This is a genomic window from Bacillus sp. Xin1 (assembly GCF_013314535.1).
GTDB lineage: Bacteria > Bacillota > Bacilli > Bacillales > Bacillaceae_G > Bacillus_A.
This window is the reverse complement of record NZ_JABUAE010000001.1, coordinates 480,631-501,091: the sequence shown is the minus strand read 5'-3', so window position 1 is coordinate 501,091 and position 20,461 is coordinate 480,631. Positions and strand designations below refer to the sequence as shown.

At 34.5% G+C, this 20,461-nt stretch carries 18 protein-coding genes and 1 riboswitch; of the genes, 8 read left to right on the top strand and 10 right to left on the bottom strand.

Annotation, left to right across the window (positions count from 1 at the left end; genetic code table 11):
* Positions 1–26: 26 nt before the first annotated feature.
* Together HRG09_RS02705 and HRG09_RS02700 are read right to left on the bottom strand one after the other, a co-directional pair.
* The gene (locus HRG09_RS02705) at positions 27–647 is read right to left on the bottom strand and encodes a YkyA family protein (protein ID WP_174099315.1); all 621 of its coding nucleotides are present in this window, start codon (positions 645–647) and stop codon (positions 27–29) included.
* Between the two features lie 336 nt (positions 648–983).
* Positions 984–1,535, bottom strand: a complete 552-nt coding sequence (locus tag HRG09_RS02700; protein ID WP_174099223.1) for a nucleotidyl cyclase domain-containing protein — start codon at positions 1,533–1,535, stop codon at positions 984–986.
* 162 nt (positions 1,536–1,697) lie between these two features.
* On the opposite strand from HRG09_RS02700, the gene HRG09_RS02695 reads away from it, so the two are divergent.
* Positions 1,698–1,931 (top strand): phage holin, encoded by a 234-nt coding sequence (locus tag HRG09_RS02695; protein ID WP_174099222.1) that lies wholly within the window; start codon positions 1,698–1,700, stop codon positions 1,929–1,931.
* A gap of 26 nt (positions 1,932–1,957) precedes the next feature.
* On the opposite strand, the gene HRG09_RS02690 is transcribed toward HRG09_RS02695, so the two are convergent.
* Positions 1,958–2,470 (bottom strand): hypothetical protein, encoded by a 513-nt coding sequence (locus HRG09_RS02690; protein WP_174099221.1) that lies wholly within the window; start codon positions 2,468–2,470, stop codon positions 1,958–1,960.
* A 532-nt stretch (positions 2,471–3,002) separates the two neighbouring features.
* On the opposite strand from HRG09_RS02690, the gene HRG09_RS02685 reads away from it, so the two are divergent.
* From HRG09_RS02685 to metE, 3 genes are all read left to right on the top strand, one after another.
* Positions 3,003–4,538 (top strand): MDR family MFS transporter, encoded by a 1,536-nt coding sequence (locus HRG09_RS02685; protein WP_174099220.1) that lies wholly within the window; start codon positions 3,003–3,005, stop codon positions 4,536–4,538.
* A gap of 92 nt (positions 4,539–4,630) precedes the next feature.
* Positions 4,631–5,185 (top strand): PadR family transcriptional regulator, encoded by a 555-nt coding sequence (locus tag HRG09_RS02680; RefSeq protein WP_174099219.1) that lies wholly within the window; start codon positions 4,631–4,633, stop codon positions 5,183–5,185.
* A gap of 319 nt (positions 5,186–5,504) precedes the next feature.
* Positions 5,505–5,693, top strand: a riboswitch (cobalamin riboswitch).
* A 129-nt stretch (positions 5,694–5,822) separates the two neighbouring features.
* Positions 5,823–8,111, top strand: a complete 2,289-nt coding sequence (gene metE, locus HRG09_RS02675) for a 5-methyltetrahydropteroyltriglutamate--homocysteine S-methyltransferase (protein WP_174099218.1) — start codon at positions 5,823–5,825, stop codon at positions 8,109–8,111.
* Positions 8,112–8,304: 193 nt separating this feature from the next.
* On the opposite strand, the gene comJ is transcribed toward metE, so the two are convergent.
* A complete protein-coding gene (comJ, locus tag HRG09_RS02670; RefSeq protein WP_174099217.1) occupies positions 8,305–8,694 on the bottom strand; it encodes a competence protein ComJ in 390 nt (129 codons plus the stop codon).
* 41 nt (positions 8,695–8,735) lie between these two features.
* Positions 8,736–9,170, bottom strand: coding sequence for a DNA-entry nuclease (gene nucA, locus HRG09_RS02665; protein ID WP_174099216.1), 435 nt, complete (start codon positions 9,168–9,170; stop codon positions 8,736–8,738).
* Positions 9,171–9,409: 239 nt separating this feature from the next.
* Between nucA and HRG09_RS02660 the strand changes: the two genes are divergently transcribed.
* Positions 9,410–10,153, top strand: a complete 744-nt coding sequence (locus HRG09_RS02660) for a DUF3967 domain-containing protein (protein WP_174099215.1) — start codon at positions 9,410–9,412, stop codon at positions 10,151–10,153.
* A gap of 250 nt (positions 10,154–10,403) precedes the next feature.
* Here the strand turns inward: HRG09_RS02660 and HRG09_RS02655 are convergent, their stop codons facing one another.
* Positions 10,404–11,678, bottom strand: coding sequence for a sensor histidine kinase (locus HRG09_RS02655; protein ID WP_174099214.1), 1,275 nt, complete (start codon positions 11,676–11,678; stop codon positions 10,404–10,406).
* A gap of 309 nt (positions 11,679–11,987) precedes the next feature.
* Between HRG09_RS02655 and HRG09_RS02650 the strand changes: the two genes are divergently transcribed.
* Both HRG09_RS02650 and HRG09_RS02645 read left to right on the top strand, forming a co-directional pair.
* Positions 11,988–12,188 (top strand): hypothetical protein, encoded by a 201-nt coding sequence (locus HRG09_RS02650; RefSeq protein WP_017151082.1) that lies wholly within the window; start codon positions 11,988–11,990, stop codon positions 12,186–12,188.
* 97 nt (positions 12,189–12,285) lie between these two features.
* The gene (locus HRG09_RS02645) at positions 12,286–13,449 is read left to right on the top strand and encodes an aminotransferase A (RefSeq protein WP_174099213.1); all 1,164 of its coding nucleotides are present in this window, start codon (positions 12,286–12,288) and stop codon (positions 13,447–13,449) included.
* A gap of 13 nt (positions 13,450–13,462) precedes the next feature.
* Here HRG09_RS02645 and malR read toward each other — a convergent pair whose 3' ends face one another.
* The 4 genes from malR to HRG09_RS02625 form a co-directional block, all read right to left on the bottom strand.
* Positions 13,463–14,485: a maltose operon transcriptional repressor MalR gene (gene malR, locus HRG09_RS02640; protein ID WP_174099212.1), complete on the bottom strand. Its 1,023-nt coding sequence runs from the start codon at positions 14,483–14,485 to the stop codon at positions 13,463–13,465.
* A 277-nt stretch (positions 14,486–14,762) separates the two neighbouring features.
* Positions 14,763–15,605: a maltosaccharide ABC transporter permease MalD gene (malD, locus tag HRG09_RS02635; protein WP_174099211.1), complete on the bottom strand. Its 843-nt coding sequence runs from the start codon at positions 15,603–15,605 to the stop codon at positions 14,763–14,765.
* Positions 15,606–16,907, bottom strand: a complete 1,302-nt coding sequence (locus tag HRG09_RS02630; RefSeq protein WP_174099210.1) for a sugar ABC transporter permease — start codon at positions 16,905–16,907, stop codon at positions 15,606–15,608. It lies immediately after the preceding gene.
* A 77-nt stretch (positions 16,908–16,984) separates the two neighbouring features.
* On the bottom strand, positions 16,985–18,244 hold the full coding sequence (locus tag HRG09_RS02625; RefSeq protein ID WP_174099209.1) for a sugar ABC transporter substrate-binding protein: 1,260 nt from the start codon (positions 18,242–18,244) through the stop codon (positions 16,985–16,987).
* Between the two features lie 315 nt (positions 18,245–18,559).
* Here HRG09_RS02625 and HRG09_RS02620 point away from each other — a divergent pair, with 315 nt between their 5' ends.
* A complete protein-coding gene (locus HRG09_RS02620) occupies positions 18,560–20,320 on the top strand; it encodes an alpha-glycosidase (RefSeq protein WP_174099208.1) in 1,761 nt (586 codons plus the stop codon).
* Positions 20,321–20,461: the final 141 nt, after the last annotated feature.

Sequence of the window (20,461 nt, the reverse complement as noted above, 5' to 3'; positions counted from 1 at the left end):
GGTTTGGCCATAACGGCCAGCCTGCTTTATTTTTTCTCTTCTTTTATTTTAATATTCGATTGTTTATAAAATGCTACTTTTTCTGTATTATATGATTTTGTATATTCATTAAACTTATCTTTTTCAGCATCAATACCTTTATAAGATTCGTTCACCATTTTTACTTTATCACTAATATCCTTTAATTTTACTTCTTTATCTTGAAGCATTGTAAATAACTCTTTTTCTAATTTTAATGATTTACTATAGTTATCATACATCTTCTTAAAAGACTCATGTCGTTTTTCATATGTATTTTTCACTTTATCTGCTTGTTCTTTTAATTTACCATTCTCGATTTTTTTCACATATTTTTCAACTGATTTTACTTCTTCTTGTGCTTTGTTCAATGCTTCTTTCTCTTTATCGATTACTTTTCCACGTTCCGCTGTATTTTTCATTGCTTGATCTAACTTCTCTTTCACAGCTTGATTATTATCTTTTCCTTCTTGCACAATTTGACCATATAATGTTTGACCTTCTTTTTCTAATGTCTCTAATTTTTTCGCTTCTTCAAACATCGGCTTTTCTTGCTTCGCAGCATTTTCAAATGCTACATATAATTCCTCTTCTGGTTTTGGTCCGAAACAACCAGCTAATAATGTCATAGATAAAACTGCTACAATTGCTATTTTATTATATTTCAACTTCTTTTCCCCCTACAATCTTTTCTTGTCCATTTTACACAGTGTAAAGGTTTACTTGCAACAATTTACAAATATTCTTTTTATCCCCTTAAAAGGAAAAGTGTAGAGAATGTTTCCCCCTACACTTTTTAAATGAAAAACCATTGTGCAAAAATGTATTGACACATCCATCACAATTATATGATGTTTAAATCTATTTTTAAAGACTTTTGTTACAAAATACTATTTTTTTGTAACAAAAGAGAAAAATTTGTTATAAAAATTCTCTTTTTCTTCCGTATTTTTCAAATTTCTTTCCTAATACAATTGAGTTTTCGCTTTACTCAACAATTCTTCTAATGTCCTTCCATCTATTGCATATGTGGCAGTATCAAATAAAAGCGTAATATTCACGACATCATCCTCTAATTCCTCTTCAACACTCTTTAATATTCGATCCCGTAATGTCGATTTCATATATCCATTGTCCACCGCAATAATTACATACTTATTTTCTTCCCACTTCGTAACAACATCACTTTTTCGAACCAATTCATTTATTTTTTTATCTTGCATACTATCTATTAACTCTCTCCACTCTTTAATAGATATAATATATATAGTAATTTCATAGCTATTTCTCTCCGATAAAGCAGCTAACTTTCCAAAAAATGAAACCATAAACTCTCTACTTTTTATCTCCTGCAACTCACTATTTCCATGCTGCTTTTGATCGTAACGATGTCCAAAATAATAACTTAATATCATTTGTATAATATAAATACTAAGTACCGCTCCAAAAGACCTTTCATCTAACTTAGCAATTATATTACCAAACAACAAACCACTAATTTTCCCTTTATGCTTCATGCATTCTCCCCTTTTATACTACTATATGTTTCTATTACAATAATGTTTTTTTACAAAACAAAAAATGGACGTTCTTATTATCCATTTCTCCTTACAACTTGTATTCATCTTCTTTTTTATTTCATATATATAGTATATATCCATTATGGAAGGGAGAAGAAAATGTTACAAAAAGAAAATATTTCAGACATCCTTCGTTTTTTAGCCGGATTTCTCTTATCATTAAAACTATTATTTGAATCGTTCGGGCTTTCATTTATTACAAATGACCAAATTGATGCAATCATAAATGTTGCTTCTTTCTTATTTATTTTATACTTTGGATATAAAAATAACTATGTAGGAAAAAAAGGTTTGGAACAAAAAGAATTACTAAAAAAGCATAACCTTCATTAAAAAAGGAACCCAGTTCGGGTTCCTTTTTATTGTATCAACATCACTTCTTTTGTTTGTAGTGGTCCATATAATCGGCCTTTCTGCTGGAACGTGTATGTAGCACGTAATGAAATACTGGACGGGATTTGTATACGTGACGCTTTGACCTGACAGATTAATTGAGCCTTTTCACCTGATAGTAATTCATCAATACGCCACCTTACAAGTTGAAATAAAAACTCTCCCATTCCTTTATTCGTGTGTAATGTATTGGGGATATATGCAAAATGATCTCGAATCATATGACTAACGATTACATGAGAAACCCCTTCACTTCCTATGTTTTCAGCTTCTAATTGAATAAAGAGAATTTCATGTACATCATAAACAACTTTTTGTGAAAAATTCTTCTCTTTTTGACTGCGAATTTGTAATGTTACTTCTACATTGGGGTTAGATTGTTTGCTCGTAACTTCTTTCGAACCGCCTTCCATCCACATAACAGGCTGCAAAGACAAAGGAAACAATTCTTTATCTAAACCTATTTCCCACATTTTCACAATAACCATTCACCTCATTCCAGATGTTATTATCTGTACAAATTTATTCTGCTCTCTTCAATAATAAAACCCCCTTCTCCAATTCGTTCCCTTTAAAACACCTTCCTATTTTCTCTCAATAAAAATATACGTCTTCACCATTTTTATATTTCTTCTTTATTTATTCGACAATACAATTAAAAAACCATTTTAAATAGAGATACCATACTACCATCAGCTTCCTTTTGTTTTTTCCAATATAAAATTCCTTATCCATCAGGCTTTTACGAACCGTTTATCTCCCCACTTTCCCCTTCTCTTCCACCAAATTTCGAAGTAGGGTATCACTGGCCGCGAATAGAAGAATAAAGTAAAAAGATTTACCTTTTAGTCAAATTTGACTATAATAAAGTTTATGCTCTCTATTTTTTATCCTACTTTTGGTAAAAGGAGTAGTAAACTTATAGTCGTTACATAAAGACATACTAAAGCAAGAACTACTAATAAGATTTTCCTAAAGAGCAATGAATCTTATATAAAAGGAGGGGTATGTTTGCAAGAACAAACATCTCAAAACAAAGTAAATAAAACAAAATTTGTTGTTGCGGGATTGTTACTTGGTATTTTAATGGCAGCAATGGATAATACAATCGTCGCCACTGCCATGGCGACAATTGTTGGAGACCTAGGAGGATTTGACAAATTTGTTTGGGTCACATCAGCTTATATGGTAGCAACAATGGCGGGAATGCCAATTTTCGGAAAACTTTCAGATATGTATGGTCGTAAACGTTTTTATATCGGCGGGTTACTTCTCTTCTTAGTTGGCTCTATTCTTTGTGCTACAGCAACAAGCATTGAACAGCTGAGTATTTACAGAGCAATTCAAGGAATTGGTGGCGGTGCCCTCATGCCAATCGCCTTCACAATTATGTATGATATATTCCCACCAGAAAAACGCGGGAAAATGACGGGATTATTTGGAGCAGTTTTTGGAACGTCAAGCGTATTTGGTCCTTTATTAGGCGCTTATATTACTGATTATATAAGTTGGCACTGGGTCTTTTATATCAATATTCCATTAGGTCTTATTTCTTTCTTCTTCATTTCCAAGTACTACAAAGAATCTTTGCAATATAAAAAACAAAAAATTGATTGGGCTGGTGCTATTACACTTGTAATAAGCATTGTTTGCTTAATGTTTGCACTAGAACTTGGTGGTAAGGAATACGCATGGAATTCCAATATGATTCTTGGATTATTTACTACTTTTGCTATTATGCTTATTATCTTTATCTTTGTAGAAAAACGAGCAACAGAACCGATTATTTCTTTCCATTTATTTAAAAAGCAGTTATTTGCAGCAAGTCAAGGTGTTGCCTTTTTCTATGGAGCAGCTTTTATTATTTGCACAGTTTATATTCCAATCTTTGTCCAAGGCGTCCTCGGTGGTTCAGCATCAAATGCTGGATTAATTTTAACACCGATGATGGTTGGTTCTGTAATTGGAAGCCAAACAGGTGGACAATTTGCTTCACGAACAAGTTACCGTAACATCATGGTCGTATCAGGCATTTTCTTTGTACTTGGCATCTATTTACTGAGCACCTTAACAATGGAAACACCACGCGTACTCGTAACACTCTTTATGATTCTTGCTGGACTTGGAGTCGGCTTCTCTTTCTCAGTTTTAAGTATGTCTTCCATCCATAACTTAGAAATGAGAGACCGAGGTTCTGCCACATCCACAAACTCATTCTTCCGTTCTCTCGGTATGACTCTTGGTGTAACAATTTTTGGTACGATTCAAAACCATATTTTCACTGAAAAATTAAAAATCGTTTTTCCTCCAGAGTTAGCAAAGATGGCACCCAAAGGCGGGGATACAAGCTTTTTATTATCACCGCATGCCACTGAAAAGATTCCACCTCAAATATTGGGTGGAATTAAACAAGCGCTCGCGATATCTATTGCCGATACATTTTTCTGGGCGCTTATCCCAGCTATTCTAAGTATTATCTGCATTACAATGATGGGTAAAGAACGTCTCTTAACTGGAACAACGAAAAAACAAAAACAAGTAAGTTAATATATGACAAAATGAAACGGTATATCTCTTTATCGAAAGAGATATACCGTTTATACTATGTATAAAGTTTATATTACAGGAGTTGAGACAGCATGAGTATGAAACTAGTCATTCTCGGTTTACTACTCGAAGGAGATAAACATCCATATGAAGTGCAACACACAATGAAAGAACGGCAAATGGATTGTTATATTAAATATGCAAAAGGCTCCCTCTACTACGCTTTTGAACAATTAGAAAAGCAAGGAGCAATTGCAGTTACAAACGTAGTACGAGATACCAATCGACCAGATAAGACTATTTTTCATATAACTAAAACAGGAATAGACCTTTTCCATGCACTGCTTTTAAAACAATTTGCAGCAAAAAACCAAATATATAAACCAATCTATTCAGCACTATCTTTCACTCATTTTGGTGATGAAAAAACACTCATTCCTATTTTAGAAAAAAAAAGGGATGACACGATTCAATATTTACATACAATGCAATCCATATATGAACATAGCAAAGAAAGTGTTCCGCGTGCACAACTTTATATTTTAAAAAGTGTTATTGAGCATATTAGCGTTGAATTATGTTGGTTAAATGAGCTACATAAGGATGCAAGCGCTGGATGTCTTTCTGAAATTGGAATGGATATATAGTAAAACTTCTATACTTAGATGCTTTTCTCCCCAATGCTCGTAAGAATTCTCTTTAATCAAGTTCTTACGAGCAGTTTTTCTCTATTTTTGTTCTTATCTACTTTCTAATCAATAAACATTTGTTTTCTTTTGATACTCATCTCATATTTTCTCGTTATTCTTGCATGGGAGTTAATGATGAAAAACATCTTTTTTATTAGTTTAATTTTCTGAATAATAAGAATTAAAAACTTTAAAATATTCTTATTTCAAAACAGTAGACAAAATTTTAAAAATTATGTTAGAATTTGTTTCAATATCATATTCGCTTGTTAAATTCCTTTCATAAAGGAAAATAGGTACACGAAGTTTCTTATTTCTTGTTTAAAAGGGAAGTTTGGTGAAATTCCAACGCGGTTCCGCCACTGTAAGTGCAGAGACTTCTTTTCTATACCACTGTGAAAACGGGAAGGTGAAAGAAATCGTATAAAGCATAAGCCAGGAGACCTGCCTATTTTAACAACACTGATAGACTCACGGATGATGATTAGGTGTTATGAACGAGGAGAAAGGGCTATTTTCTGTACCTTTATACTTTTCGTTACATGCATTTCCGAGTAAACGGAAATGCTTACTTTCAATTAGGGAGGAAATTTAAATGGCAATTCAAACAAGTAGTTTAGGGTATCCACGTATTGGATTACACCGAGAATGGAAAAAAACGTTGGAAGCTTTTTGGTCAAATAAGATTGATGAGCAACAATTTTCAACAACAATGAAAGAGCTTCGTCTGCAACATGTTAAAGTTCAACAAGAAAAAGGAATCGATTTAATTCCAATTGGCGACTTTACATATTATGATCATGTGCTGGACACAGCCTACATGCTCGGCTTTATTCCATCACGTTTTTCTGAGTTTTCTTCTTATCTTGATGTATATTTTGCGATGGCACGAGGCTCTAAAGATCACGTTGCTTCCGAAATGACAAAATGGTTTAACACGAACTATCATTATATTGTTCCTGAATATGAAGAAGGATTAGATATTTCTTTAAAAGATAATCGACCTCTTCGCCTATATGAAGAAGCAAAACAAGAATTAGGCATCGATGGAAAGCCAGTTATATTAGGACCTTATACATTCCTAAAATTAGCAAAAGGTTATAAACCAGAGCAATTTACTACTATTTTAAACCAACTAGTTGCACCTTATGTACAACTATTAACTGAATTACACGAAGCTGGCGCACGCTTCGTACAAATTGATGAGCCGATTTTTGCATCTTTAACAAAAACAGAAATTGTAGAAGCTAAAGAACTTTATGAAACAATTCGTAAAGAAGTACCACATGTATCTCTTATTCTACAAACTTATTTTGATAGCGTAGAAGAAAACTATGAAGAGATTATTACATTCCCTGTATCCGGCATTGGATTGGACTTTGTTCACGGTAAAGAAGGCAATGTAAAAGCTATTTTAGAGCATGGTTTCCCAACAGACAAAATTTTAGCTGTTGGTTGTATAGATGGTCGTAACATTTGGAGAGCCGATCTCGATGAAGTTCTTTCTTTATTTAAAACATTAAAGGACCGTGTGACACCGAAAGATTGGATTGTTCAACCTTCTTGTAGTTTACTACACACTCCAATTGACAAAACAGAAGAAACACATTTATCAAAAGAACTTTTTGATGCTCTTGCATTTGCAAATCAAAAGTTAGAAGAACTTACATTAATTAAACGTGCGCTTTCTGAAGGTGCAGAAAGTGTTAGTACTGAATTAGCTACTTACCGCACCGCTCACGAGGCTATACGTTCTTCAGCTGCACGTAATCGTGAAGATGTGAAAGCAGCACGGGCAGCTCTTAAAGAAGAAGACTTTTCTCGTCCTCTTCCATTCGAACAACGCTATGCACTGCAACAAGAAGCATTACAATTACCGCTACTTCCAACAACAACAATCGGTAGCTTCCCACAAACTACTGAAGTTCGTCTAACGCGTAAACAATGGCGAAGTGGTGATATTACAAACGAACAATATGAACAATTTATCGAAAAAGAAACTGAAAAGTGGATTCGTCATCAAGAAAATATTGGTCTTGATGTACTTGTACATGGTGAATTTGAAAGAACTGATATGGTAGAATACTTTGGTGAACGCCTTGCTGGTTTCTCTTTCACGAAGAATGGCTGGGTGCAATCTTATGGTTCCCGTTGTGTGAAACCACCTGTAATTTACGGCGATGTGGCCTTTATTAATGGAATGACAATTAAGGAAACTGCATATGCACAAAGCCTTACAGATAAAGTTGTAAAAGGTATGTTAACCGGTCCGGTGACAATTCTAAACTGGTCATTCGTTCGAAATGATATTTCACGAAAAGAAGTTTCATATCAAATTGCATTGGCACTTCGCCATGAAATCGAATTACTTGAATCTTCTGGTATCCGTGTTATTCAAGTCGACGAACCAGCACTTCGCGAAGGGATGCCGCTAAAAGAGAAAGATTGGGACACATATATTACATGGGCTGTTCAATCATTCCTTCTAGCAACTTCTTCTGTAGCGAATGAAACACAAATTCATACACATATGTGTTACAGTAACTTTGAGGACATCGTAGATGCTATTCGCGCATTAGATGCCGATGTTATTTCTATCGAAACATCAAGAAGTCATGGTGAATTTATTCATACATTAGAGCATACAACATATGAAAAAGGAATCGGTTTAGGTGTTTATGATATTCATAGCCCTCGTGTTCCGAGTAAAGATGAGATGTATACAATTGTAGAACAATCCTTAAAAGTATGTGATCCAAAATACTTCTGGATTAATCCAGACTGCGGTTTAAAAACAAGAAGAACCGAAGAAGTTATACCTGCTTTAGAGCATATGGTTCAAGCTGCTAAAGAGGCTCGTTCTCTTCTAAAAACAAACGCTTAATAAAAATAGGTTGTCCATTTAAAGGACAACCTATTTTTTTATCTATATATATCTTCTAACTAGCTTCCTTCTCAATTAAAACAGGTGATGCCATATAGAAATGATAAAAGACTCAATCGACACTTACTGCCCATAATACACCGGTACAAATAAAATGAAAGCCAAAATAAAAAGCCACATTGCAGTGGCTTTTTCATTCTTTCTCTTCAAAAAACAGTTCATACCGGACTCTGTACAGCTCATCATCTGTCGGTTCTTCAAGCGGAATTGCTTGCATCACTAACATATATTCACCTTGCGGAATAGAAATATGTAATTTACTTGAAAGAATGCTACTTATAAAAACACCCTCATTACCTACAGTAAATGGTGCTGATATCGTTCTCATTATCTCTTCTTTCTCAACGTGTTTTCCTGCAGATACCTCGATTTCACACGTATAATCAGAAATTGCCTCAAAAATAATTACACCTTCTGCTTCAGCATAACCTCTCTCAAAATCTTCATTCGTCCAGTCTACATAAGGCTGTTCTCCATCATAATTCATCACAATCAATTGCGAATAGGAAATTGTTAACTCCATATATATCATTCCCTTCAATCACTGATTAGAATAGCGTTCTACTACTTCACTATAAACTTCACGCGCGTACCGTCCGGGTACTTATCTAGTTTATTCCCAACCCACGAACCTGCACCTCTATTATCGGCTGGACTAATATATTCAATATGTGCACCTTTTCCACCTTCTTTACACATCGCCATTGGCCATTCATCACGATCATACCCTTTTTTTGCTGGATATGGAGCTAGAGACAACTTTCTTCTATCAGCTGCACCACTTCGGTCAATCGTACACACTTTAGAATGCCCTTCTTTCATCGCACCTGCAATATGTTTTCCTGTTTCAGGATAGCGTTCTTTTGGAAATTCTAGAACTTGATCATATGTAACTTCTTTCTGGTTCTTTGGTTCCTCTGGTATAAACGCTTCATAAACAGCAACCAAAATAGAAAGAATCACAATAATCGAAATGATAATGCCTTTTAATTGTTTCATATATGTACCTCCATTTTTAACCCAATTTCTTTTCCCAGGCTATTATAACAAACTTTCTCGATACATGTTTTCAGACATTATTTTATCCCTTCCTCTTCCTTACGCCAAAAACATTCTTTTTTATGCAACTTTTCGCTAATCATGTAGAAAACTTCTGGACTTCCGACATTCTTTTTCAAAGGAAGTCCAAATAAAGAAATGGAATTTGTATATACGATACTTTTTGGGGAGGAAATGTTATGGAGGCGACATATAAAACGAAGGATGTTACAAATAAAACAGGAATCCCGAAACATATAGTTCGAAAATATAGTCAAATTTTAGAAGAAAATGGTTATATAATCGCAAAAACTGCTGATGCTCGTATATATAAAATGGATGATATGAAGCTTTTAAAATCAATTCACGAACGAGCAGCCACACTACAAGAAGATATTACAGAAACAATCTCTATTATTTTAAAAGAAAAAGAGAATCCACCTGTGCCGATGATAAAGAAAAATCAAGAAGTTCAATCAAAAGAAGAAGGTCGAAATTTTGAAGAATTTATGTTAAAACTTGAGATGCTCGCACAATTAAACGAAGCGATTATTCATCAAAACTCAACCTTAATTACACAAAATCGCTTAAAAGATGAAAAACTAGATGAATTAATGCAACAAGTCTATGTAAAAGAAGGAACACAAGAAGAAATGCTACAAAAACTTATTGATCATGCCGCTCAAACAGATGCCCTGCAAAAAGAAAAAATGGACTTATTAATGAATCATATGTATAAGCGTGAATCCAAGCAAGAAGAAAAAATGAATAAACTTGTCAATCAAGTTTATACGAAAGATAGCAATCGAGATGCACAACTTATGCAAGTCATTCGTGAAATTCAAGAGACAAAACGACTAGTCGCCGCCTCAAAAGAGCAAAGTTTATTTCAATCATTTAAAAATTTATTTGTTCGAGTCAAACCAGAAAAAACAAATGAATAAAGTAAAATCTTCATCGCTAGCTTCCATCACTCAAGGTAGTAGTTTTACAGGCTTTTCATTTTCACGTATATAAATCCAATTTAACTTTTAACATATAAGCCGCTCACCTGAAGAAGAAACAGTGATTGCTACTTGTTGTCTCTTTCTGTTTTACTTGGCATGGGGCAGGAAAAGGATCTGACCGCTTCTATGCATGGCTGGATCCTCTCTCTCAACTAAAAAGAAAGGGGTTATGTCGTTTTTTTAACTTTTATTCCTTATTTCTAACTGCTGGTAATGTAATAATTGCTTCTGTTCCTTTCCCACTCTCACTTTTATATTCCAGCGTACCATTATGTGCTTGTAAAATGCTAAAGGTAACCATAAGCCCTAAACCTGTTCCTTTTTCTTTTAATGAATAATACGGTTGTCCAAGCCTAGCTAACTGTTCTTTCGTCATTCCAACACCACTATCTTTTACTCGCACTATTATAAAATCATCTTTTTGAACAGCAGTTACTTTTAAATACCCTTTGTTTTCTTGAATCGCTTCAATTCCATTTTTAACGATATTCATAATTGCTTGTTTTAACTTTGTCTTATCACCGATTGTATAAAGATTCTCAGAAATTTCAACTTGTAAATAAACGCCTTGCATAGCTGCAAACGAAGACATTAAAGTAGTCATTTCTATGAGCTGTGCAGATAAACATATATGTTCCTTTTTTTCAATTTGTGGTCTAGCTAAATTTAAGTAATCTGAAATAATTTGTTCAGCTCGATCAAGCTCAGCTAGTACAAGACGCATATAATCTTTATTCTTCATATCTTCTGTACTTTCTAATAGCTGAATAAAACCACGAACAACTGTAAGCGGGTTTCGAACTTCATGTGCTACACTCGCCGCTAGCTCGCTTACAATGTTTAGCTTTTCAGATTTTTGCATTTCCGTACGTAACAATGCATTTTCATTTAAATACTCTGTTAAATACACTTGAAATACCATCGTCATAACCATAATAAGAGAAGCGAATATGTATCCACTATATACATGCGATATAGGCGGCGTAAAGCCTACTCTCAATAAAATTCCAAACATACTACACACTAAACCGACAAGAACATACAAAGATGAAATAATAAAAGCTAAAATAAGTTTTTTTTCTCTTGGAAATACAAACCACTTTTTTGATAACAATAAAGGAATAATTGCAAGACATAAAACTTCTACGATCCGAAACCACTGTAAACCATTCAAAAACCATTCGTATATAACAAAGATAAAAGCCGGGATAACCCCTGCAATCCCACCATACAAAAAAGCACTAATAATTGGAATCGGATGGAAATTATAACCACAAACATCACCAAAACAAATAGAATACGTCATAGAAAGAACAAGCGTAATACTAGATAAAAACATAATAAAATAGCGATTGGGCTTTGGAAGCATATCTTGATAGCGATTTAGACGAATCGCTTCATATAAAAACAGTGGCAAAATAATGATAGCAACTTGGATCATTAAGTCACGGATTAGCTCCATACCCTTTCATCCTCTACATGTATTTTGATATGATTATATCATTTTACAGTCACTTTTGTTTTAAAATTTAGATTTTTCTTAACATATTTGTAAATCATTTGTGAATAAACGTTTAGAAATGTTACAACTTTCCGAAATGATTGTAAACCCTGTACCAAATTATCACAATGCACGATACAATGAATACGGATTAAAAATAAAAGATAAAACGGTCCAGTAAACGGACAACTATAACAACATACAGCATATAATCCATACTATCTATGTTTACAAGTAAGTGACCATTATTTTAGTAGGAGGAAGATAAATATGGCAGGAACTACGCTTGTTTTAAAAGAGGAAAATTTGGTTGTTCTCGAAAATGTGGATAAATCAGTATACGAAGAATTACAAGACAAAACTGGTGAAGAACATTGCACATGCGCTGTGAATGAATCTGTTATGTATCTCGGAAAAGTATCTTCGGTTCTTTGGAATGAAGATGAAATAGATTGGGAATACGGTTATTAAAAAGTCGCTTTACGCGGCTTTTTTTTCGCTATAAAGCGAAAATATTGCAAATATGGTAAAATAAAATTAATTTTCAAACGGAAGAAAGGGAGACAAGATGGAACAATTCATTAATCCTAAAGTAAAAGATATTCAAATTTCTGGTATACGCCAGTTCTCAAATATGATTCAAAACTACGATAATCTTATTTCGTTAACAATTGGACAACCAGATTTTCCAACACCTTCTTTAGTAAAAGAAGCTGCAAAACAAGCAATTACAGAAAACTATACAAGCTATACACACAATGCTGGTCTATTAGAGTTACGCAAAGCAGCTTGTCATTTTCTAAAGGAAAATTACGATTTACACTATTCACCTGAAAACGAAACCATTGTTACAATCGGTGCTAGCGAGGCAATCGATGTTACGTTTCGTACCATTTTAGAACCTGGAACAGAGGTTATTTTACCAGCTCCTATTTACCCAGGCTATGAACCTATTATTAGATTATGTGGTGCAACACCTGTGTTTGTAGATGTTCGGGAAACAGGATTTCGCTTAACAGCGGATGCAATTCAAAATGCAATTACAGATCAAACAAGGTGCATTGTCTTACCTTATCCTTCTAATCCGACTGGTGTTACACTATCAAAAGAAGAGCTGCAAGATATTGTATCTGTTTTAAAAGATAAAAACATTTTCGTTCTTTCTGATGAAATTTATAGCGAACTTGTATATGAAGAAAGCCACACATCTATTGCACATTTTCCAGAAATGCGAGATAAAACAATTGTTATTAATGGTCTATCAAAATCACATTCAATGACAGGATGGCGCATTGGCTTTTTATTTACTCCAAGCTATTTAGCACAGCATATTTTAAAAGTGCATCAATATAACGTTACATGCGCAACTTCAATCGCCCAATACGCTGCAATCGAAGCGTTAACAGCAGCAAAAGATGCACCGCGAATGATGCGCGTTCAATATAAAAAGCGCCGCGATTACGTATATAACAGACTCATTCAAATGGGCTTAACTGTTGAGAAACCAACTGGTGCCTTTTACTTATTCCCATACATTGGGAATCTTGCCTCTTCATCATTTGATTTTGCCATTGAGCTTGTCAAAGAAGCTAGGCTCGCTGTTGTTCCAGGAACAGCATTTTCAGAGTATGGTGAAGGGTATATCCGTCTTTCATACGCTTATAGTATGGAGACACTAAAAGAAGGCTGCGATCGTTTAGAAGAATTTTTAAAACAAAAAGCTAAGAGGTAACCCTCTTAGCTTTTTACGCATAATGATCACAAGTTTGACGCTTCAATAATTTATGCGGAATAATAATGCATTTTGAAGTGGACTCGGAATGCTCCACCTTATCAACTAACGCTTTTGCAGCTTCATACCCTAATTGATAAATATTCACATCGACCGTAGTAAGCGGTGGGCTCGCAATTTCAGATAATAAAGCATTATTAAAGCTGACGATTGAAACATCTTTCGGTACAGCCACTCCTTTTTTTGCAAGCGCACTTAACACCCCAAGACCTATTAAATCATCTGTTGCCATAATTGCTGTTGGTGGTTTTTCAAGTCCCATTAACTCTTCTACAGCCTGCTGACCACTCTCTCTTGAGAAATCAAAATGTAAAATATATTCATCTGGCAACATAATGTCAGCTAGCTTTAAAGCATCGCTCATTCCAGCTAAACGATCTTTTGTAACAAGTAAATCAGAACCACCGCCAATAAAAGCTATCTGTTTATGTCCGAGTGAAATTAAGTATTCTGCTACTTCTCTTGCAGCTGTATAGTTATCATTATCTACATATGTAATTTCATCTTTTCTTTCATATGGTTTTCCAATTAAAACAAATGGAAAATTTTGCTCATGTAAATATTGAATAATACGATCGTTCTCCCGTGAATAAAGCAGGATAATTCCGCCAATTTGACGTCCCTGTACCATCTTCACAACGCCATTAAAAATCTCCTCTTCTGTTTCACCAGTTGACATATATAGCGCATAACCTTCGACATGTGCAAACGAGCTAATCCCTCGAATTACTTCTGGAAAAAATGGATTTTGAAATGCTTTACTTGCAGAACTTGGCATTACAAGACCAAGTGTTTTTGTCGTTTGATTCGCAAGATTTCTTGCATTTAGATTCGGATGATATCCTAACTCACTCATTACTTTACGAACACGGCGCTTTGTTTTTTCACTTATACTTGGGTTATCAGCAATTACACGAGACACAGTAGATGGTGCAACATTTGCCTTTTTCGCTACATCTTTAATGGTAACTGTCATAAAATCTCCTCCTCTCTTCTCATTCTTCATTCATATCTATTTTTATCCCGCAGTTCTACAGGTAGTAGGAGAAAACGAAAGCCGCCATTACTTTATTTCATTCCTCAAAAAAATTATATTAATGTAAACTAATATTCTCCCTCTTCATGTATTGTAAGGGATACAAGCTTATTTTCCTATACTATAATATACTATTTTTTTCACATCTTTCCCCTTACAATGTCATATGAATCGAAATTCTGCCTAAAAAAGAGAAATGGGACATAATGTCCCATTTTCACCCTTTCGTACCTCCAGCTGTTAAACCAGAAATAAAGTATTTTTGCAATGATAAGAACAAAATTGAAATTGGTATGGCAATTAATACCGAACCAGCTGCAAATGTTGTAAATTCATTACCAAATTTCTTTGCTACCATCTCATATAATCCAACAGCTAATGTATAGTTTTCTGGCGTGCGTAAAATGATACTCGCTAAAATAAAATCTGTAAACGGACCGATGAAGGTAAACAACGCTACAACTGCCACAATCGGTTTTGCAAGTGGCATAATGATTTGCCAAAAAATCCGGAAGTGTCCTGCCCCATCCATACGAGCTGACTCATCTAACTCTTTTGGAATCGTATCAAAGTAACCCTTCATAAGCCACGTATTCATCGGAATTGCTCCGCCGACATAAATTAATATTAATGCTAGATGTGTATCAATTAATCCTGTCAATTGAGCTAATACATAGAGTGCGATTAACGCTGAAAAGTTCGGTATCATTTGTAGAATTAAAAACGTTAATAACCCATTTTTTCTTCCAACAAAACGATATCTTGAAAAAGCGTATGCAGTGAAACTAATGGATAGTACCGAGAAAATCATCGTCAATACACTAACTTTCAGTGTATTTTTGTACCAAAGTAAATAATTACTTTTTTCAAGATCTAATAATTCTCGATAATGATCTAACGTTGCATTTTTCGGAATGATACTTGATCCTGATAAACTATCTCCTGGATTAAACGATGAGCCAACAATCCATAGTAATGGATAGAAAATAATAATACACATTATGAAAATTACAAAATAACTTAATGAAAGACGTAACATCTTCTGTCGTTTTATATTCATTTACATCATATCCTCTTCTTGGAATGATTTTGTTCTTTTAAATTGCCATAACGCCACTGAAATAACAATTAACGATAAAATCATCGTAAGTGCTGCCGCTTTTCCGTATTGTGCTGATGTCATCGTTAATTTATAAATCCAGGAAATTAAAATATCCGTTCCACCTGCATTTTGTCCTGACACAGCAGGTCCCCCGCTATTAAACAGATAAATAATACTGAAATTATTAAAGTTAAACGTATATTGCGTAATTAAAATTGGTGCTGTTGCATATAGAACGAGCGGTAATGTAATTTTACGAAATTGTTGCCATGCCGTCGCTCCATCTACTGTAGCAGCTTCATACAATTCCCCTGGAATCGATTGCAATATTCCTGTTGTCATTGCAAAGATAAACGGGAAACCAAGCCATGTTTGAATGAATATTAAAGCAATTTTTGCCCAAAACGGATCTGTCATCCATGCAATTTTTTCAATTCCAAATAGCACTAATACTTGATTGTTAATCGCTCCAAATGATTCATTGAACATACCAGCAAAGACAAGAATAGATACGAATGCTGGAACTGCCCACGGTAAAATAAAGATTGTACGAATAACTGCTTTCCCTTTAATACCAGGTTGATTCACTAATATTGCTAAGAAAATACCAAGAGCTACTTGCAATGTCGTTGCCACAAAAGTCCAAATTACGGTCCAAGAGAATACGCTTAAAAATGTATCTCTCCACATTGGTAAAGTGAAAATATCAATAAAGTTTTTGAAACTAACCCACTCTACTAATTTCGCTGGTGGAGAATGATACAAATCATAGTTTGTAAATCCAATTAAGAATACGAAAATAATCGGAAACACAACTACAAAAATCAATAGCAAAAATCCTGGAGAAACCATCAAATATGGAAAGCCTTGATCTAATAAATTACGGTATTGTTCTTTCACAGAATTTAATGGTATTCCTACATCACGTTTTTTCCCGTTTTGATAGGCATCATATAAATTAAAAGCATATATGCCTAATCCAAATGCAATAACGATTAGTGCTAAAATTCCTTCTACCAATAGAAAGATAGAGTGATCTCGAGGAACTTCTGTTCCGAGCGTGACAATTCCCCACAATCCCATATTTAACAAATCAGCAAATGCTACAATAAATGAACCTGTTAATACAAGAAAGATTAGTGCTTTTACATATTGTTTATTATATATTTGACCAATACCTGGAATGATTGACAACATCACAGCTGTTTTACGGTGTTTTGAACCCTTCGCTTCTTTCACTGGTTCAATGGATGTGTGCATATTTCTTCCCCCTTTTTTCTTCCCCTTGGAAGGAGGAGAATTCGTACCTCTTCTTTACAAGAGATACGAATTCCGTCTTATTTTTGCTTACTATGGTTTGCTTCAATGTTGCCTTTAATTTGTTTCACAGCTTCATCAAGTGCTGGTTTTGGTTCTTGTTTTCCAGCCGCAAGTAACTCTAATGCAAATCTTGCTGGCTCCCATACTTCTTGCATTTCTGGAATGTTCGGCATTGGAATACCTGTCTCAGCCTGTGTAGTTATCGCTTTTGCAGCTTCACTGTCTTTAATCATTGGATCTTCCATTACTGATTTTACAGGAGGAATTTCTTTTGATTTTTCATAGCGAATTTTTGCATTTTCTTCATTCGTTACCCAATCAACAAATTTCGTTGCTAAATCTTTATTTTTTGAGAAACTCGTTACATGCCACCCTTTTACACCAACAAAAGTTTTCATTGGTTGACCATTTGGTAATTTAGGCATCGGTGCTACACCATAATCAATTCCATTCTTTTCCATAGCCTGAAATGCCCACGGACCGTTCATAATGGATGCAGCTTTTCCTTCATTAAACAATCCATCTGCAGCTGCCCCACCAGATTCACCAATAATACCTTTTGGGAATAAATCCTCCTTATACCATTTTTGAATATATTCCATACCTTGTACGGCTCCATCATTATTTAACCCGATATCCGCTGTATTTGGTTTACCATCTTTCTCACCAAATACATATCCTCCCATACCAGCCATAAATGCATTCGCAAAATACAAATTATCTCCTAATGCTAAAAAGCCATATTTCCCATCTTTCGTGAAATCTTTCGAGAAGCTGTATAATTCATCCATTGTTTCTGGTGCCTTTGGCATAAGCTTTTTATTATAGATAAAAACAGGTGTCTCAATTGCTTTTGGTAAACCATATAATTTCCCTTTATATGTTTGAGCTTCTATAGATAAGTCCGTAAATTTGTTCTTCACAGCATCATCAACTTTTACTTCATCAATTAAACCTTCCGTAACCACATTTCCAATATGATCATGCGGTAATGTTACAACGTCAGGACCTGTACCTGCTGGACCATCAAGACGTAGTTTTTTTGTTTGATCCGTCATTTGAATTTCAGCCACTTTTACTTTCACGTTATATTTCTTTTCAAAGCTCTTTACCGCTGGTTCTAATGCAGGACCTTTTTTAAGATCTTCCCAAACAAGAAGATCATAATCTCTCTTTTCTTTACTTGCTTCCTTCTTCCCTGAATCTTTCGGACCACATGCCGCTAACATACCAATTGTCAAAGCTGAAACTGTTAATAATGATAATGCTTTCTTCACCCTCAAAACCTCCCCAAATTATATATGTACTGGTTTAATAAATGAAAACGCTTGCACTTACTTATTTAATAGAAGCGCAAACAATCTTCTAATCTATGAAAACGTTTGCGCTATTTGTCTATCATTATACATTCTTTTATATTTTTTGCAAATATTTTCTTTCTATATTTTTCAAAAAATTATGACATTATTCTTTCTATCCATTGACTTTATATGAAATGAATACTACTCTTATAAGCAATATTAAAGTTATATCAAAAGCAATCGTTTGCAATATATTATTATTTATAGAAATATCAAAGGGGGATTTTCTATATGTTTAAAGAAGCTATATACCATAGACCAAAAGATAATTATGCATACGCTTATGATCAAAAAACACTTCATATTCGATTACGTACAAAAAAGAATGATGTGGATATCGTCTCACTCATTCATGGCGATCCTTATGAATGGCAAGATGGAAAATGGATCACATCAAACATACCTATGAAAAAAAGCGGATCAACAAATTTATTTGATTATTGGTTCGTTTCAATGGAACCGAAATTCAAACGCTTACGATATGGGTTTGAATTAAAAAGTAATACAGAAACGACCATTTATACGGAACGCGGCTTTTTCCGCGAAACACCTCATGATGATGTAGGCAACTTTTTTTGCTTTCCATTTATTCATGAACAAGATGTTTTTAAAGCACCTTCATGGATAAAAGATACAGTCTGGTATCAAATTTTCCCAGAACGATTTGCGAATGGAGACCCAGCATGCAATCCAGTACATACACTTCCGTGGGAAAGTACTGATCCTACAGCTACTAATTTTTTCGGTGGAGATTTTGCAGGAGTTATCGAACACCTCGATTACCTTGTAGAACTCGGTATTACTGGCATTTACTTTACACCTATCTTTAAGGCACACTCTAATCATAAATACGACACGATTGACTATATGGAAATTGACCCACAGTTTGGGACAAAGGAAACGTTTCGAAAGCTTGTTAATATGTGCCACGAACGCGGTATAAAAGTAATGTTGGATGCTGTGTTTAATCATAGCGGATACTTTTTTGATAAATTTCAAGATGTGCTCGAAAAAGGCGATCAGTCATTATATAAAGATTGGTTTCATATTCATAGCTTTCCGATCATAACAGAACCACTCCCAAATTATGATACTTTTGCCTTTACACCATATATGCCAAAGTTAAATACAGCACACCCAGATGTAAAGGGATATTTACTTGAAGTAGGACGTTACTGGGTGCGAGAGTTTCACATTGATGGCTGGCGACTCGATGTAGCAAATGAAGTTGATCATAGCTTTTGGAGGGAATTCCGTAGCGAAATAAAAAATATTAACCCTGAAGTTTATATTTTAGGAGAGATTTGGCATGATGCTCTACCATGGTTACAAGGCGATCAATTCGATGCGGTTATGAGCTATCCTGTTACAAATGCCCTCCTTTCTTACTTTGCAAACGAAACAATGGGTGCGAGTGAATTTATGGAACAAATCGCAGCATCTCTTCACTCGTATTCCATGAACGTAAACGAAGCGGCTTTTCATCTATTAGACAGTCATGATACACCGAGAATTTTAACAACTTGTAACGGAAATAAAGATAAAGTGCACTTACTCTATGTATTTCATCTTTCTTTCATCGGTTCACCATGCATTTATTATGGTGATGAAATTGGGATGGATGGCGGAATGGACCCTGAGTGTCGAAAATGTATGATTTGGAATAAAGATAGGCAAGATAAAGCATTATTTAAGCATATACAAACATTAATTTCATTGCGAAAACAATACAAAGCATTTGGTGGCCACGGAACATTTCAATGTATTGAAGCAAATGATGAACAGGGCTACATTTCTTATACGAAAACATATAGAGAAGAAACAATTTTCTTTGTTTTAAATTCAACAAATCATGAAGTCTCAGCTCCTATACCTTTTGATATCTCTAGTAAAAAAATCATCAACCTATATACAAAAGAAGAATTTTCAGCGGAAACAAACTCATTACAAGTTACACTTCCGCCATATGGTTTCGCAATTTTGAAATGGTAAAGTGAAACTTTAATCAGTGGGGTTTTCTTCATCCCCCACTGATTATTAGCCTTCACCAATCGGGCTTTTTCGGGCAGTTTATCTCCTACCTAACTTCTTCACTTCCACTAAATTTTGAGGTGAGAGTATTACTGTCCGCGA